This is a genomic window from Lutispora sp. (genome assembly GCF_041687175.1).
In the GTDB taxonomy this organism is placed as follows: Bacteria; Bacillota; Clostridia; order Lutisporales; family Lutisporaceae; genus Lutispora.
Genome location: NZ_JAWLCK010000021.1, coordinates 1 through 16,542 on the forward strand (window position 1 = coordinate 1; position 16,542 = coordinate 16,542).

General features: G+C 37.4%; 16 protein-coding genes, 1 pseudogene and 1 riboswitch. Of the genes and pseudogenes, 13 read left to right on the plus strand and 4 right to left on the minus strand.

What is annotated here, in order from left to right:
* The first annotated feature begins 159 nt into the window (after positions 1-159).
* From ACESM9_RS05200 to ACESM9_RS05210, 3 genes are read left to right on the plus strand one after another with little or no spacing between them, the layout of a single operon-like run.
* Complete coding sequence (locus tag ACESM9_RS05200; RefSeq protein ID WP_372995994.1) at positions 160-345, plus strand: spore coat associated protein CotJA; 186 nt, start codon at positions 160-162, stop codon at positions 343-345.
* A 17-nt stretch (positions 346-362) separates the two neighbouring features.
* Positions 363-635: a spore coat protein CotJB gene (locus ACESM9_RS05205; protein WP_372995996.1), complete on the plus strand. Its 273-nt coding sequence runs from the start codon at positions 363-365 to the stop codon at positions 633-635.
* A gap of 3 nt (positions 636-638) precedes the next feature.
* Positions 639-1,211, plus strand: a complete 573-nt coding sequence (locus tag ACESM9_RS05210) for a manganese catalase family protein (protein ID WP_372995998.1) — start codon at positions 639-641, stop codon at positions 1,209-1,211.
* A 54-nt stretch (positions 1,212-1,265) separates the two neighbouring features.
* Here ACESM9_RS05210 and ACESM9_RS05215 read toward each other — a convergent pair whose 3' ends face one another.
* Positions 1,266-1,571, minus strand: coding sequence for a hypothetical protein (locus ACESM9_RS05215; RefSeq protein WP_372996001.1), 306 nt, complete (start codon positions 1,569-1,571; stop codon positions 1,266-1,268).
* A gap of 151 nt (positions 1,572-1,722) precedes the next feature.
* A riboswitch (cobalamin riboswitch) is annotated at positions 1,723-1,915 on the plus strand.
* A gap of 85 nt (positions 1,916-2,000) precedes the next feature.
* Between ACESM9_RS05215 and cobT the strand changes: the two genes are divergently transcribed.
* From cobT to ACESM9_RS05255, 8 genes and pseudogenes are all read left to right on the plus strand, one after another.
* A complete protein-coding gene (gene cobT / locus ACESM9_RS05220) occupies positions 2,001-3,068 on the plus strand; it encodes a nicotinate-nucleotide--dimethylbenzimidazole phosphoribosyltransferase (protein ID WP_372996048.1) in 1,068 nt (355 codons plus the stop codon).
* A gap of 9 nt (positions 3,069-3,077) precedes the next feature.
* Positions 3,078-3,638: a bifunctional adenosylcobinamide kinase/adenosylcobinamide-phosphate guanylyltransferase gene (gene cobU / locus ACESM9_RS05225; RefSeq protein WP_372996003.1), complete on the plus strand. Its 561-nt coding sequence runs from the start codon at positions 3,078-3,080 to the stop codon at positions 3,636-3,638.
* 4 nt (positions 3,639-3,642) lie between these two features.
* Positions 3,643-4,392 (plus strand): adenosylcobinamide-GDP ribazoletransferase, encoded by a 750-nt coding sequence (gene cobS / locus ACESM9_RS05230; protein WP_372996005.1) that lies wholly within the window; start codon positions 3,643-3,645, stop codon positions 4,390-4,392.
* Complete coding sequence (cobC, locus tag ACESM9_RS05235) at positions 4,392-4,985, plus strand: alpha-ribazole phosphatase (RefSeq protein ID WP_372996007.1); 594 nt, start codon at positions 4,392-4,394, stop codon at positions 4,983-4,985. Before cobS ends, cobC begins: the two co-directional genes overlap by 1 nt.
* A 17-nt stretch (positions 4,986-5,002) precedes the next feature.
* Positions 5,003-5,722: pseudogene (locus ACESM9_RS05240) on the plus strand (cobyric acid synthase); the annotation flags it as partial.
* Between the two features lie 121 nt (positions 5,723-5,843).
* Positions 5,844-6,794, plus strand: coding sequence for an adenosylcobinamide-phosphate synthase CbiB (gene cbiB / locus ACESM9_RS05245; RefSeq protein ID WP_372996009.1), 951 nt, complete (start codon positions 5,844-5,846; stop codon positions 6,792-6,794).
* A gap of 3 nt (positions 6,795-6,797) precedes the next feature.
* On the plus strand, positions 6,798-7,865 hold the full coding sequence (locus ACESM9_RS05250) for a pyridoxal phosphate-dependent aminotransferase (protein WP_372996011.1): 1,068 nt from the start codon (positions 6,798-6,800) through the stop codon (positions 7,863-7,865).
* A gap of 52 nt (positions 7,866-7,917) precedes the next feature.
* The gene (locus ACESM9_RS05255) at positions 7,918-9,300 is read left to right on the plus strand and encodes a hypothetical protein (protein ID WP_372996013.1); all 1,383 of its coding nucleotides are present in this window, start codon (positions 7,918-7,920) and stop codon (positions 9,298-9,300) included.
* Between the two features lie 10 nt (positions 9,301-9,310).
* Here ACESM9_RS05255 and ACESM9_RS05260 read toward each other — a convergent pair whose 3' ends face one another.
* A complete protein-coding gene (locus ACESM9_RS05260; RefSeq protein WP_372996050.1) occupies positions 9,311-10,462 on the minus strand; it encodes an MFS transporter in 1,152 nt (383 codons plus the stop codon).
* Between the two features lie 251 nt (positions 10,463-10,713).
* On the opposite strand from ACESM9_RS05260, the gene pckA reads away from it, so the two are divergent.
* Entirely contained in the window at positions 10,714-12,291 is a 1,578-nt protein-coding gene (gene pckA / locus ACESM9_RS05265) for a phosphoenolpyruvate carboxykinase (ATP) (RefSeq protein ID WP_372996052.1), read from the plus strand.
* A 45-nt stretch (positions 12,292-12,336) separates the two neighbouring features.
* On the opposite strand, the gene ACESM9_RS05270 is transcribed toward pckA, so the two are convergent.
* Both ACESM9_RS05270 and ACESM9_RS05275 read right to left on the minus strand, forming a co-directional pair.
* Positions 12,337-13,446: a M20/M25/M40 family metallo-hydrolase gene (locus tag ACESM9_RS05270; protein WP_372996015.1), complete on the minus strand. Its 1,110-nt coding sequence runs from the start codon at positions 13,444-13,446 to the stop codon at positions 12,337-12,339.
* Between the two features lie 129 nt (positions 13,447-13,575).
* Entirely contained in the window at positions 13,576-14,670 is a 1,095-nt protein-coding gene (locus tag ACESM9_RS05275; protein WP_372996017.1) for a glycosyltransferase family 4 protein, read from the minus strand.
* 156 nt (positions 14,671-14,826) lie between these two features.
* On the opposite strand from ACESM9_RS05275, the gene ACESM9_RS05280 reads away from it, so the two are divergent.
* Complete coding sequence (locus ACESM9_RS05280) at positions 14,827-16,239, plus strand: hypothetical protein (RefSeq protein ID WP_372996019.1); 1,413 nt, start codon at positions 14,827-14,829, stop codon at positions 16,237-16,239.
* Positions 16,240-16,542: the final 303 nt, after the last annotated feature.

The window sequence follows — 16,542 nt, forward strand, 5'->3', positions numbered from 1 at the left end:
AAATATGTGAAAACTAGAGAACCGCCGTGTACCGAACGGTAGGCACGGTGGTGTGAGAGGTCGATAGGTGAACTAATCACCTATCTCCTACTCGATTTTGTAGCAAAGCCTCCTTTTCCTGAATATTATGGTATGGAGATCTGTTAAGGAGGGAATTAGATGAAAAAGAGTAAAATGTATGCTTTGCCCCAGATGATGGGTCCAGGCTTTAGATTGGCTAGAGCTTATGTACCATTTCAGGTAATGGATAAAATTTTTGAGCCTAAGAAAGGACTCATGAGGGGCACAATCTTTCCTGAACTCTACGACCCATACCCCAAGAAGAAAAGATCTGAAGATGATTAAAAAAGGAGGTTTATAAAATGAAAATCAGCAAGGATAGACTAGAGCTTTTAAAAGAGATAATGGCTCTGGATTTTTCCCTTATTGAACTGAATCTATATCTTGATACTCATCCTGATGATGAAAAGGCTCTCATGGTCTTTAAGCAATATAGCTGTAAATCAAAAGAGTTAAAAGAGAAGTATGAGAATCAATATGCACCGCTTATTGCAGCTAATGGAGCAAATAGAGACTGGAGATGGATTGAGGATCCCTGGCCATGGGAAATTGACTATGAGATGGGGGGAAAATAATATATGTGGATCTATGACAAAAAGCTTCAATATCCAGCTTGGGTTGAAGGAGGAGATTTAAGGATAGCAAAGCTATTGTTTGCTCAATATGGAGGACCGGATAGTGAACTTTCTGCCGGAATAAGATATCTTACACAGAGAACTACAATGCCTATACCCCAAGCAAAGGCTATTTTGACAGATATTGGAACTGAAGAAATGGCCCATTGGGAAATAATAGGAACTTTGATATACAAAATAATTGAAAAGGCTACTCCAAAGCAATTGGAAGAAGCGGGGATAGGGCCTCATTATATACAGCACGGCAAAGATCTTTACCCACATGATGCAGCCGGCGTACCTTGGACTGCGGCTTATATACAGGCTATTGGAGATCCAATTACTAATTTACATGAAAATATGGCAGCAGAACAAAAGGCCAGAACTACCTATGAGCATCTGATTCAGTCTACCAATGACCGAGGTGTTATTGAAACACTGAGCTTCTTAAGAGAGAGAGAAGTTGTCCATTTCCAGAGGTTTGGAGAGACCCTAAGATTAGTTCAAGAGTATTTAGATAGAAAAATGTATTATTAATAAATCCGGCTTTAAGGCCGGATTTATTAATGTTACTTCACATAATTCAATTTTTTAGCATTTGCAACGATTGCTTGATTCTAAAACTTCATCCAATATGGTTTCGCAATCTACTATTACAGTGCATATGCAATGAACATCTACAAATTTGAATTTATCATGGTAACGGAATACTGCCAAATCGCCTATTACTGCTACCAGACATACATCTTCCAGAATACAGTCTTCGCATGTATCCAATATGATTGTTACTCTATTATTATCATCCTTTGCCAGCATACATAGCAGCTCTCTTATGTTATCTGGGAAATTCTTAATTTTGAATTCTCTGCATTCCTTTTTGCCATAATCCTTGCCCATATACCGTTCACCTCCTAATTTTAGGTGTCACCCACCTCTAATATCATAATATTTTTTGTTGCCTAAAGTGTTACTGGTCTTAGCAAAAATTTTGGACTCAAATAGAATGGATTATGACATTGACACATTTTTTTAAGAACATTATAATAAATTCAATAGAATAAGTTTTGGTGCCTTGGGGATGTTATGCATACCGAGGTTAAAAGGGAAAGCAGTGAAAAGCTGCTGCAGCCCCCGCTACTGTATATGGGGATGAAATCCAACTTAGCCATTGGGAGACCGAGAAGGCTGGAGAGTAAGATGAACCATGAGCCAGGAAACCTGCCAAATACCAAATTCAACCTTCGGAGGGAGGGGATGATTGATTATGTATATTCCCACACTTCAGGTGTGGTTTTTTTATTTATTTTAATTAAGGAGAGGATTTATTTGAAAGACCTGGAGAAGATACTGGCAGAAATAAAAGGAGCCTATGAACAAAGTAAAGTGAAGGCGAAAGAGAGACTGGATAATCTGGCAAAGCCTTTGGGAAGCTTAGGACAACTTGAGAATATAGCAATAAAGCTTTCCGGTATAACAGGAAGGCTTGACAATCCTATGAAAAACAGGCAGCTAATTGTAATGTCTTCAGATAATGGTGTAGTAGAAGAGGGAGTCAGCTGTTGCCCTCAGAACATTACCGTAATCCAAACAATTAATATGCTAAGAGGACTTACTGGGGTAGGAGTGCTGGCAAAGCATGCAGGTGCCAAGCTTAAGGTGGTTGATATTGGAATCAATGCAGATGTGGAATATCCAGGTTTGTATTATAGAAAAATTAGAAAAGGAACCTGGAATATTTCTAAGGGTCCTGCTATGACAAGGGAAGAAGCCATAAAATCAATAATGACAGGTATAGATATGGTTGAAGAATCTGTTAAAGAAGGAGCGGAAGTTCTAGGCACCGGAGAAATGGGTATAGGAAATACCAGTACCAGCAGTGCAATTGTAATGGCTTTTACGGGAAGCAGTGCTGATATTGTAGTAGGAAAAGGTGCCGGGCTTACAGAGGAAGCCTATGAGAATAAAAAAAGAGTGATAAAACAAGCGTTGGAAATAAATAAACCAGATATTAATGACCCTGTTGATGTTTTGACAAAAGTAGGCGGTTTTGATATAGGAGGAATGGCTGGGTGCTTCATAGGAGCTGCCTATTATAGGATACCAATTCTTATAGATGGTTTAATCTCTGCAGCAGCGGCTTTGCTGGCTTACAAGCTTAACCCACTGGTTGTGGATTACATGTTCTCAACTCATTGTTCTGCAGAACCTGGCTATAAGATAGTTATGGATGAATTAGGACTTAAGCCTATGCTTAATCTGGACATGAGGTTAGGAGAGGGAAGCGGCTGTGCTGTTTCATATGATATCTTAGATGCTGCCAATGATATTATAACAAAGATGGCAACCTTTGAGGAGGCAACTATCTTTAATGATTTTTTAGTTGATATAAGGTAGGGATATATAATGGGGAAATGCATTTTAGTAACCGGAGGTGCCAGAAGCGGTAAAAGCAAATTTTCCGAGAAGCTTGCACGAAGCTATGGAGATAAGGTGCTTTATATTGCTACTGCAGTAGCCTTCGATAGGGAAATGGAAGACAGGATAAAAAAGCATAAGGAATCAAGAAATAAGGAATGGATGACTGTAGAAACCTATAAAGATATCCATAAAGTTATACATAAATACGGTGAAGATTATAGTTGTTTTTTACTGGATTGCATAACGGTTATGGTCACAAATCAATTGCTGGAGTATTTTCATTATGATATGGAGTATGCCAGGATTGAAGACTATAACAGAGCTGAGGAGCACATAAAAGAACAGATTATCACCATGATGGAAGCGATAAAAGTATCACCAGCAGACACCATACTGGTTACCAATGAAGTGGGCTGGGGCATAGTACCTGAAAATCCAGTGGCAAGAGCATTTAGAGATATTTCAGGGAGAATAAATCAAATTGCAGCGGAAAGGGCAGATGAGGTTTACCTGGCTGTATCAGGTATACCCGTCAGGATAAAATGATATTATGAGAAGCCTGGTTTTAATGATACAATTTTTTACCAGAATACCCATAAGAATAGATATAAATGCCGAAGAAGAAGATTTTTCAAGGGGAATAGTATTTATGCCCCTTGTAGGTTTGATAGTAGGTTTGTTTAACTATGGATTATACTCTTTGGCTCGATATTTACTAGGTGATACCCTTGCCCCGGTTTTGTGGCTGACATCAAATATATTTATTACAGGAGGCATACATCTGGATGGCCTTGGGGATACCTGTGATGGTTTATTTTCTGCCAGAGACAAGAAAAGAATGCTGGAAATAATGAAAGACAGCAGGATAGGTACAAATGGAGTAATCGCTATAGTATTAGATTTTATCTTCAGACTGAGCCTGTTGTATTCACTGCCATACAGAGCCATAGGTCTTGCCATAATCTTAGCCCCTGTTGTTGCTAAAACTCTTGTTCTCTTACTTATGGGAATATCAAAATATGCAAGAGCTAATGGAGGCATGGGAGGTCTCTTCTATTCCCATATGTCTGTAAAAAGACTTATTCTTGGTATTGGATCAGGTATTCTTATGATCTTAGGCCTAGGCTCCATAAAAGGGCTGATGGCATTACTTGGAAGCGTTATTATAATACTGGCTTTCAGAAAAATGGTGGTTGACAGGATAGATGGAATGACAGGAGATACATTAGGAGCTGCCAGTGAATTGGCTGAAATATGTTTCATAATCTTTATATATATATTGGAAAGGAATATATTCTAATGCTTAAATTGTATCTTATCAGGCATGGCGAAACTGATTTTAACAAGCCTGGAGTTTTTTTTGGCAGTAAGGATCCAGATTTGAATCATGAAGGTAAAAAGCAATGTATAGAACTGGAAAGAGCTATGGATGACATTAAATTGGATGTTATCATTTCCAGTCCCTTAAAGAGATGTATACAAACAGCTCAAGTACTTGCTTCAAAAAAAGGATTAGTAATAGATATTATTGAGCAATTGAGAGAAATGGATTTTGGTCTATGGGAAGGATGCCATTACGACGATGTTGCCAGGCTCTATCCAGATGATTGGAAGATGGGGATGGAGGACTGGAGAGACATGAACCCTACAAAGGGAGAATGTTTTAGAGATTTTTATTCCAGGGTTAGTAATGCTATTAAAACAATCATTGAATCAAATGAAGGTAAAAATGTTGCATTAATAACCCATGGAGGGTGTATGAGAGTGATAGTTTCAGTTTTGCTGGGACTAAAAGAGGAAGGCTTTTGGAGTTTTCATTTTGAACACGGAAAATACAGTCTATTGGAAATAGAAGAAGGCCATTGCACCATCAGGAAAATAAATTGCATTTGACAAAGAAGGAGTAAAATATGAAAGCAAAATCAATTATGATACAGGGTACAGGGTCCTCAGTGGGTAAAAGCATTATTTGTGCTGCTTTATGCAGGATATTTACCCAAGACGGATATAATGTAAACCCTTTTAAATCCCAAAATATGTCTTTAATTTTTCACATAACAAAGGAAGGTTATAAAATAGCAATAGCTCAAGCTATGCAAGCCCAGGCCTGCATGAAAGAACCTTCCCCGGACATGAATCCTGTTTTGCTGATACCTACTACAGATAAGAAGTCTCAGGTTATAATATCAGGAAAACTCTATAAAGAGATGGCGGCGGAAGAGTATTTTAAGTTTAAACCTCAACTAAAGGAAAAAATTACTGCTGTATATCATAAACTATCCCAAAACAGTGATATTGTGATCATTGAAGGAGCTGGAAGCCCAGCAGAAATAAATCTTAAACGAGAGGATTTCGTCAATATGGGAATGGCAGAAATTGCAGATGCTCCTGTCATACTGGTAGGGGATATAGATAAGGGAGGCGTCTTTGCATCACTGGCAGGCACCATGCTGCTTCTCGATGAAGAAGAAAAGAAAAGGGTTAAAGGAGTCATTATAAATAAGTTCAGGGGGAGTTATAAATTATTAGAGCCAGGATTGAGAATGCTTGAAGAAATAATAAAAGTACCTGTTTTAGGTGTGGTTCCTTATGTGCAGCATCAACTGCCTGAGGAAGACAGCTTAGGGGATAAGCAATCACATGGAGTAGAAGAAAATATAGATAAGGAAAAACAGCTAGATATAATTGCAGACACAGTGAGAAAGAGCTTGAATATGGATAAAATATACGAAATTCTGGAGAAAAAGACAGATGCTTCAGATATGGATTGCTAATTTAATGGATTTGATCGTCGGTGATCCCTATAATATGCCTCATCCAATAAGGCTTATAGCTTCTTATATCAATTTGTTTGAGAAGACAATAAGAAAAACATGTAAAAGCAGCAAGGCTTTAAGAATAGCAGGAGTTCTCCTGACTATCTCAACTTTGCTAATAAGCTATGGACTGGTATATATTATACTGGATTTTTCTGAAGCTATTAACCAATGGTTTAGCTTTGTACTGAGTGCAATATTAATGTACTACTGTATAGCAGGTAGATGTCTCCACAAAGAAGCCTACAAAATTATGAATGCCTTATTACAGAATGATTTACCTGAGGCCAGAAAACTGCTGTCCTACATAGTGGGCAGAGATACAGACAGGCTTGATGAAAAAGATATAGGCAGAGGTGTCATAGAGACTGTATCTGAAAATACAAGCGATGGCATCATAGCTCCTCTTTTTTATATGTTTATAGGAGGAGCGCCTTTTGCTATGGCATATAAAGCCATCAATACATTGGATTCTATGGTAGGATATAAAAATGACAGGTATAGGGATTTTGGATGGGCTTCTGCAAAGCTAGACGATATTGCTAATTACATACCTGCACGTTTAACAGCACTTTTTATGGTGATAGGAGCATTTACGCTAGGTATGAACTATAAGAATTCCTTTAGAATTGTTCTAAGGGATGGGAGAAAACACTTGAGTCCCAATAGTGGCTATCCTGAGGCAGCAGCGGCAGGGGCTTTGGGCATAATGCTGGGAGGAAATAATTATTATTTTGGCAAGCTTGTTGTTAAACCAACAATTGGTGATAAAACAAAATCAATAGAGGCAAAAGATATAAAACAAATGGTAAAGCTTATGTATGCCAGCTGGTTTATGGCTTTAATGTTTTTTTCAGCTATAACTTACTTTCTAAAGGGGATATAAAATATGAGTTTTCATGGCGGAAACATATATGATTACAAAAATATATTATATGATTTCAGTGCTAATATAAATCCGGCAGGTATTCCTCAAAGCTTTAAAAAAGCTCTGACTGATAATATGGGTGTATTTGCCAGGTACCCTGATATAGAGTACCGAGAACTAAAAAGAAATATTAAAGATTATCTAGTCTTGGATGATAATGCACATATATTGGTAGGGAATGGGGCTGTAGATCTTATATATTCTATTGTGGACGGTCTGGGTTATAATAAACTGTTCACAATGGGACCTACCTTTTCAGAATATAAAAAAGCAGCTCAAATATCTCATATTCAGTATGAGGAAATTTCCTGCTATAATCATGATTTTTCCCAAATAGATATAGAATTGTTTTTAGATAAAGTCGAAAAAAAATCCATAGTAATTTTATGCAATCCAAGCAATCCGACAGGATTTTTAATGGATATATCAACCCTTGTTTATATAGCTGCTGAATTAAATAAAAAGAATTGTATTTTAATAATTGATGAGGCATTCATCGAATTCACTGATGATTACCCCCATAGCTCATTTTTATCAAGACTTTGTGATTTTGAAAATACAGTTTTAATCAGGGCAGCCACAAAGTTTTTCGGTATGCCGGGAATCAGGCTGGGATATGCTGTGACTTATAGCAGGAGCATATGTGAGAAAATAAAAAAAATCCAGCAACCATGGTGCATTAATTCAGCAGCAGTAATTGCTGGTAGTTGCATATTTAAGGATACGGATTATATATCCAAGTCCCATGATTGGATAAAAGAGGAGAGGTCATTTCTTTACAATGGATTATCTAAATTAAAAGGTGTAGAAGTATATCCATCGAAAGCAAATTTCCACCTTCTTAAGATCACTAAAAAAAATATGGACGCTTATGAGCTTAGAAATGAATTGGTCAATCACGGCATTTTGATAAGAACTCCAGATGGATTCTCCTATTTGACACCTGAGCATTTTCGACTTGCTGTGCTGGACAGATGTGCTAATACATTTTTACTATCAGCGATGTATGAAGTTTTAGGATTTATGTAGCACTTATATGACTCCCCGAATACTATGATATTATCATAGTTATCGGGGAGTGATGTTAATGTCCGTAACTGCAGCACATTGGATTTACTGTATAATGGTTTTAGTCATATTAGGTTTTATGATGGCTAGAAAAGAAACTATCATTCCGTGTATTGTAGGAGTATTTTTAATAGGTTTGGCTGCCAAAGGCTCCATAATTGGTGCCACAAGAGCCATATTTGATTCATTCATTGTTGCAGGTATCGAATTGATCAGTGTGATAATGATTATTTCCGTTATTGTTGCTATGGCTAAGCTGCTAGAGGAAATAGGTGCCAATTATTTAATGGCAGCTCCTATAGCAAAGATTATTAAAACCCCTGATGCAGCTTTTTTCACAATAGGTATAGTAATGTTATTAGTATCATGGTTCTTCTGGCCTTCACCGGCTACAGCATTGATTGGTGCAGTTCTTTTACCTGTTGCCATAAGAGTAGGCTTGCCGGTTATAGGTTTTGCTGTGGCGATGAATATATTCGGCCATGGTATCGGATTGTCAACTGATTTCATCATTCAAGGGGCACCCACTATAACTGCAACATCCGGAGGTGTTTCGGTAGTTGATGTTATGTATCAGGGAATTCCTCTATATGCGGTTATGGCTATTGTAACAGTTGCAGCCTCCTATATCATTCTTAAGAGAGATATGAAATCAGGAAACATTATTAAACCACAAGTTGAAATGTACAATGTGGAGAATACAATAAAATATCCTAAAATTGCAAAATGGACTGCAATCATTGTACCTATTTTGTTTTTGTTGGATATAATTGCAATGTTTGCCTTCAATTTGGTAGGAGGAGATGCCACAGCCTTGGTAGGTGGTACTGCAGCAATTGTTCTCTGTGTTTTGTGTGGTGTACTTTATAAAGAAGAAGCTTTAGAGAAGATTGCAGAATATATCAAAAAAGGCTTTGCTTTCGGTATGGAGATATTTGGACCCATTTTGCCTATTGCAGGGTTCTTTTATCTGGGAGAGGTAGGACCTTTTACAACAGTATTCGGCGATATTCTTCCTGAAGGTTCAATGGGTATATTATCAGATATGGGGCTTCTTCTTGCCTCAAGCGTTGCTTTGAGCAAGCCAGTTGCAGCTATTCTGGAAACCACTGTTGGTGCAATAACAGGTCTTGATGGTTCGGGATTTTCAGGAATGAATTTAGCCGGTTCCATCGCAAAGGTATTCGGTACGGCTGTTAATGTAAGCGTGGCAAAATTATGCGCATTAGGTCAGATAGCTGCAATTTGGGTTGGGGGTGGCACCATCATACCCTGGGCTGTAATTCCAGTTGCGGCAATAACAGGAATAAAGCCCATGGATATTGCAAGAAAGAATCTGGTACCTGTTATTATAGGACTTGTGGCGACAACTATAGTAGCAATGTTCATACTATAAGAGGTTTATACTATAACGAGGGAGCTTTGCTTCCTCTTATTTTCTTTAGTGTCATGGCAATCAATAAAGCTGTGAAGGATATGACAGACATAATTCGGTACAGAGTGAATATACCGAAGTTTTCTATGATAATGCCTCCGCCCATATTTCCAATAAGAGCTCCAGCTCCAAATATTAAGGCTGACATCAAAGATATGCTGAAGGATCGAGCCTCTGCCGGTATAATACCAGACATATAATCCAACCCACCAGCCATGAAAAGCGGGAAGGTAAAGCCTTGGAGAAACTGAATAGTTATTATAAATGAAGTATTATTCCAAAGAGTGCATAAGAAAAATCTTAATGAGAATACCAACAGCGACAATAAATAGGTATTGATAGAACCAATTCTATTGATAATCTTGCTTGAAATAAAAAACACTGGTATCTCAGACATTGCTACCACAAACCATAACAATCCAAGATTTTGTATATTTCCCCCCGTTTCCTGCAGCAGGACGCCAACATAGCTCATATTTGCACCATATGAAATACTTGCGATTGTGACAGAAAGCAAAAATACTAGGAGGGTCATATTTCTTAATACTTGTAAGGGGTCTACCTTGCTTTTTTCTTCTCTGGGAGCTTCATCTTTAAAATTCAATCTGTATAAAAACAATACTGCAAACAGGCTAAAAAAGGGATACAGATAAAAGGCTATGTTGATAGAGGTTCTTGCAATGACCAGCCCTAATACAAATGAAGATATTGCATAACCTGCAGAGCCCATCAAACGGACCCTGCCATATTTTATGTTATTGTATCTGTTTATTATCTTATAGCACAAAGAGTCTGTTAGAGATAATATACTGCTTTGAAAAGCTATAAAAACTATGGTTGACAGAATAATAAATTGATATCTATAGGATTGAACAAGCAAAACTATAGCTATTGAACTGGCAATAACAGCAATGTATAGAGCCTTTTTAATATCTATATATTTATCTGTCAAATAGCCCCAAACAGGCTGAAACATAACATTGACTAAAGAGTTTAAAGCAAATATGGATCCAATCTGAACATAAGAAAGCTGCCTATCCTGCAAATACAGCAATAAAAAAGGGGTATAGCAGGCAAAAACCCAATAGATTGCAAAATACAAACAGGATAAATCTTTATACACATTATTTTTTTTCAATCAATATCACCTCGGAAAGTCATGAAATAATTATACCAGATGATTTGGATAATATAAACAAAGATTTAATTAACCCATATCTATAAAGGATATAGAATCATCTTTTAATTCTGTTAAATATATAAATATTGTTAAAAAGTATAGCACAAATATTTAATTATGATATAATATATAAGGTAAAAATATAAATTTTAGCTTTTTAGGGGGTAAAAAACTTGAACAGGCTATATGCTTCTATGGATGGAGTGGAAATCCAATGCAGCAAGATACATTATAATTTGCCTATAAAACAGTTGATTGATATTGCAGTTGAAAAAGAAGGCTGTATTATTGCTAGTAATGGAGCTTTGTGCGTTAATACGGGCAAATATACAGGAAGATCACCTAACGATAGATTTATAGTAGACACACCATCTGTTCATGAACATGTGAATTGGAACAAAGGAAACATGCCAATGACAATGGAGAACTTTGACAAATTGTATGCTAAAGTATTAGAGTATATTAAATACAAAGAAGTTTTTGTATTCGAGGGTTTTGTTGGAGCTGATAAAGAATATAGAATGCCCGTAAGGGTTATTAATGAGTTTGCATATCAGAATTTATTCTCTCAACAGATGTTAAGAAAGGCTAAAAAAGAAGAGTTGGTAAATTTCCAACCAGAATTCGATATTTATGTTGTACCGGATTTACATGCTGATCCAGAGGTCGATGGAACAAATTCAGAAGCATTTATTGTACTTAATTTTGAGAAAAAGATAGTGCTTATCGGTGGAACAAAGTATTGTGGAGAAATAAAGAAATCCATATTTACGGTAATGAACTATCTACTTCCATTCAAAGGTGTTTTACCTATGCACTGTTCTGCTAATATGGGAAAAAACGGAGATGTAACATTATTTTTCGGGTTATCTGGAACAGGAAAAACCACATTGTCTGCAGATGATGATAGGAAACTAATAGGAGACGATGAGCATGGCTGGACCGATAACGGAGTTTTCAATTTTGAGGGAGGCTGCTATGCTAAGTGTATTAAACTTTCTAAAGAGCACGAGCCTCAGATTTGGGCAGCTATCAGAGAAGGCGCATTGTTGGAGAATGTGGTAATAGATGAAGATACAGGAGAGCCGGATTATGATGACGACAGGTATACAGAGAATACCAGAGCTGCATTCCCAGTTGAACACATTGACAATGCAATTCTTGAAGGTGTCGGAGGAATACCGAAGACAATAATATTCCTGACTGCAGATGCAACAGGAGTTCTTCCTCCAATTGCGAGATTAACGAAAGAACAAGCCATGTACCACTTCATGTCCGGTTATACCAGCAAGCTGGCAGGAACAGAAAGGGGTATAGTAGATCCAAAGGCTACGTTCTCAACATGTTTTGGAGCTCCCTTTATGCTTCTGAGACCACAGGTTTATGCTCAGTTGTTAGGGGAGAAGATTGATAAATATAATGTAAAAGTTTTCCTGGTCAATACAGGTTGGGCCAGCGGTTCTTACGGAATAGGCAGCAGAATGAAGCTTAAATATACAAGAGCAATGGTGAGGGCTGCTATAAATGGCGATTTGGACAATGTAGAGTACATGACGGATCCGATTTTCCGCCTTGCAATACCCAAAGAATGTCCTAATGTTCCAAACCTTGTTTTAAACCCACCTAATACATGGTATAGTCTTGACGAATACTACAGAAAGGCTAATAGCCTGGCTGAAAGCTTCAGAGAAAACTTCAGACAGTTTAAAGATGTACCGGAAAGCATTTTAGTTGGTGAACCAGAAAAGATGCTGGAAGAATATATAATTTAACTAAGAAAAGGACAGTGGGGACGGTTCTTTTTGTCCCCACTGTCCTTATTTCATTTCCTGAATCAGACTTTCAATGAACAATGCAGTTTTCTCCAGACTGTCTATGGTTATGAATTCCTCAGTACTATGGGAATTGGTCATTCCTATTCCGAGAGTAACTGCCTTTATGCCGGATTTGTTCAGTATGTTTGTATCACTACCCCCACCTGTTGATGTAGGTTTATAGTCTATACCTGCATTTTTCATAGCCGACTCTACAATTTTCAATATCGGGTCATTCAAATCGATGGAAAACTCATCATAGCAATCCTGAATATCTATATCAAGTTCTGCATTCGCTGCTTTGCATTCATCTTTAAGGCATTGGATCATATGGTTAACCTGATTATCCAGCTTTTTTGCATCAAGACTTCTGGCTTCTGCTTCCAATTCCAGCAAATCGCATACAATATTAGTTGAATGGCCTCCTTTAATTATTCCAACATTGGCGGTTGTCTCATTATCAATGCGACCTAACTTCATATTGCTTATGGCTCTTGCTGCTGTTGCTATTGCATCTATGCCTTTTTCGGGATTAAGACCAGCATGGGCAGCCTTGCCTTTTATTGTAGCATTTATCAGCTTCTGCGCAGGCCCCTGAATAATAACAGTTCCAACTTCGCCGCTGCTGTCGAATACAAAGGCGTTTTTGGATTGAAGCTTTGAATGATCCAGATATTTTGCCCCCAAGAGACCTATTTCTTCGCATATAGTAAATACTATTTCAATGGGACCATGGGGTATATTGTTTTCTATTATATATGTTACAGCTTCCAGTATTGTTGCAATGCCTGCCTTGTCATCTGCTCCAAGAATGGTTGTTCCATCGCTTCTTATCACACCGTCTATTATTTGAGGTGTAATATTGAGTCCAGGATTAACTGTATCCATGTGGGCAGATAGCATCATAGGAGGCACATTTTTGCTGCCTTTCAGTTTGGCTATAAGATTTCCAGTGTTGGAACCGGATTTTTTGTCAGCATCATCTATGTATGTTTCAAATCCTAATTTTTCAAGTCTGGATTTCAGTTCAAGGGCTAAGGATTTTTCATCCTTGCTGACGCTATTGATTTTTACCAGATCCAAAAAAGTATTTATCAATCGTTCTGAATTCATAGGAGTCCCTCCTAAATATGAAATGTTGATTTATTCTATTATTGATTAATTCTATTTATGTTATGTATATCCTTCATAAATCTAAAGAGTCTATTGCATAATTTGGATTTTACAATAGACCCTTTAGATTTATTGATTTTCAAATGGGATATCATTGCCATTGTTTTGCTTATGGGAATGGAGCTTAAGGGCTTTCCGATATACGTTACAGGTATGTTCTGTCATTATTCTTGCATCAAAATGCATTTCTGCTATTTTTCTTGCGGCTTTTCTTGCTTTTGCAAGCTCTGTACGATTCCTATGGAAAAATAGTATATCTTTCATAATCAATGAAACATCATGCTTTTTGTATCCATGTTTTAATGAACCGCTAAGCTGAGGTTTTTTACCATTTTCAAACCAGTCTTCTCTGACTATGCCGCCATAGCCTTGACCAACTAATATTCCAACGTTTCCGCAGGCCATTGCTTCTCTCAAAGCTCTGCCTCTGGCAAATACAATATGATTGCGTTGAAGGTAAGGCAATGGATCATGTACCCAGTTGTAGTTCTTAAGACCTCCAACATCTGCGCCTACGGCATACCCAATAATCTTTGCCTCCACGGGTATTCCCTTTTTTCTTAGTATTCGAACTGCCCTGGCGAGGTACTGGGCACCCATTGATGCTGCACCATTGGTTCTGCCCATCCACATAATTCGCAAAGGTCCATTGATGGAAGTGTTTTCATATGGTTTATAGCGTTCCAGATCAATGCCGTTAAAAATAATATGGACTTTTTCTTGATAACTGGAGCCTGCTGATTTTGCAACTTCAGGTCCAATTGCAATAATGCAATCTGCTTTTTTCATTGAAATTGGGTGAAGTTTGCTCCAGTCTAACGTACTATGGAGGGTTATAACAAAAGGGATATTTAGATTATCTGAAACCTTCATAGCCGCTGCAAAAGTCAGTGGAGAATGAGCATGCACAAGGGATATTTTCATGTCACTGATTTTATCAAGCAAATCTTCATTGGATTCATAAAAAAAATGCTTTATTCCATTTAGAGATTTTATCATAGCCTGTAGATCTGTATCCGTCAATTTAAACTTACTAATGGTTCTTTCATTATGAATAAAACCTATAACAGGTTTTATGCCAAGTTTTTGAAGATATAAGGACAATTCGCGTACATGAGTGAAAACACCGCATTTTGCAATGATGGATAACAGTAAAACTTTCATGTATGTCACCTCTCTTAGTAGTAATAATATGCAGAAGTACAAACTATGCAACCAGTAACCCTTGTCAAATTATGCACATATTGTACAGTATAGGGAACATAGCACAGATGTGAAATAATTTATCAATATTGAATATTTGGGAGGAGATGATATTTCATGGGTTGTGGAGGTATAAACCCAATAGTTGGATTCAGAGGCTTTAATTTAGTGCAAAATCCAAGTTTTGAAGCTGGATTGGCCAGCTGGATTAGCAACGATAATGTATCAACATCTGACATTATACCATTTGAGGGAACACAAGTAGCATTCATGGATGCTAATGTAGCCAGCATGTATCAGGATGTGGTTTTGGCAGGTACTGACTGTTCTCCTTTGTTTTTAAGCTTCAATGTTATCAGTGTTAACCAACCTAAATTGACAGTAGATGTGCTATGGCTTGATAATAATCATAATTTCATTGCTACTGGGCTGAAAATGTTTATATCCCGAGGTATCACTGATGGAGTTAACAATTCAAGGATAACTTTCTTTGATATTACTGACAACCCTCCTCCCGATACTGCCTTTGCAAGACTTATCATTAGCAAAGCTGAAGGAGAAGAGGAATCGTCAGTCTCTATAGATCAGGTGATCATGGCACCAGTGGGTTCAATAAATTTGTTAGAAAATCCCAGCTTTGAAGCAGGGTTGACCGGCTGGACTACTACCACATATATTCCTGATTTTGAAACTCCATTGCAAGGTGCAAATAATATAGCCAGCATCCTTGGGGGAAGCCTTTATCAAGATGTACCAATAGATACTCAACCGCCGAACTCTTCATACTTGTTTAGCTTCGGCGCCTCTGGACATATGTCTGAAACCTTGGAGGTTCAGGTATTATGGTTGGATGCAGGGGATAATATAATCGGCTCACCGGGATTGGAAATTATAATTCCATCGGAAACATTACCTCGACAGGAAAACTATCTGACATATCTGGATTTAACAGAACCAGCCCCTGACAATGCAGTAAAAGCACGTATATTGTTTGAATCTTCTTTGGGCGAAGGAAGTGTTATTAGAATTGATCAGGTTATTTTTGCCAGGGCAGGATCACCAAATTTGATTATTAACCCCAGTTTTGAAGATGGGTTAAATAATTGGGCTGCAGTAGGTGTATCAGCCGTTGCCTCAAACGAGACATATGAAGGGGATTTTCGAGCATCTTTTGAAATAAATGGAGCTTCATTATTCCAAGATGTTTCTATTGATAATGGAGAAGGTCATTGTTTTTTGTTCAACTGTGGCCTTAGAGTTGAAAGAGAAGGTGGGGGAATTGCTACCACAGATATAGTCATCAGGGTGCTTTGGTTGGATGACAGGGGTAAAGAAATTGGATTAGGGCTTAGCCTGGTAGCTTTTAGCACTGCTAATCCTGGTGTTGTTTTCCCTCAGTGGTTGGTATATACAGGTATTACAGAGTCAGCGCCTCCTGGAGCTGCTGCAGCCAGAGTACAGTTTACAAAACTGCTTGATGTCAATGCTTTTGTATCAGTAGACAAAATTGTATTTGGTCGTTTAGCTTAGCCTGTCAGCAGGATTTCCTTTTTAATATTTAGGTATGTATTAGCCTGCATTGAAAGAAATCCTGCTTAAAATTTATATTAAGATGAAATATTGAAATAAAGTTCTTGAGGTTACTGCCTTTGATAAATCTATTTAACAATACACTGCTTATCTGTTAGAAAACTAGTAACCCTTGTCTTATTAGAAACATAATTTATTATAGAAGGTAATGTATAGAGGTGTAAATTATTTTAATTATTTAAATATTATTAAGGAGATGTTGGTCATGGGTATATCAGGATGTTTATGTGCAGAGCTATTAGG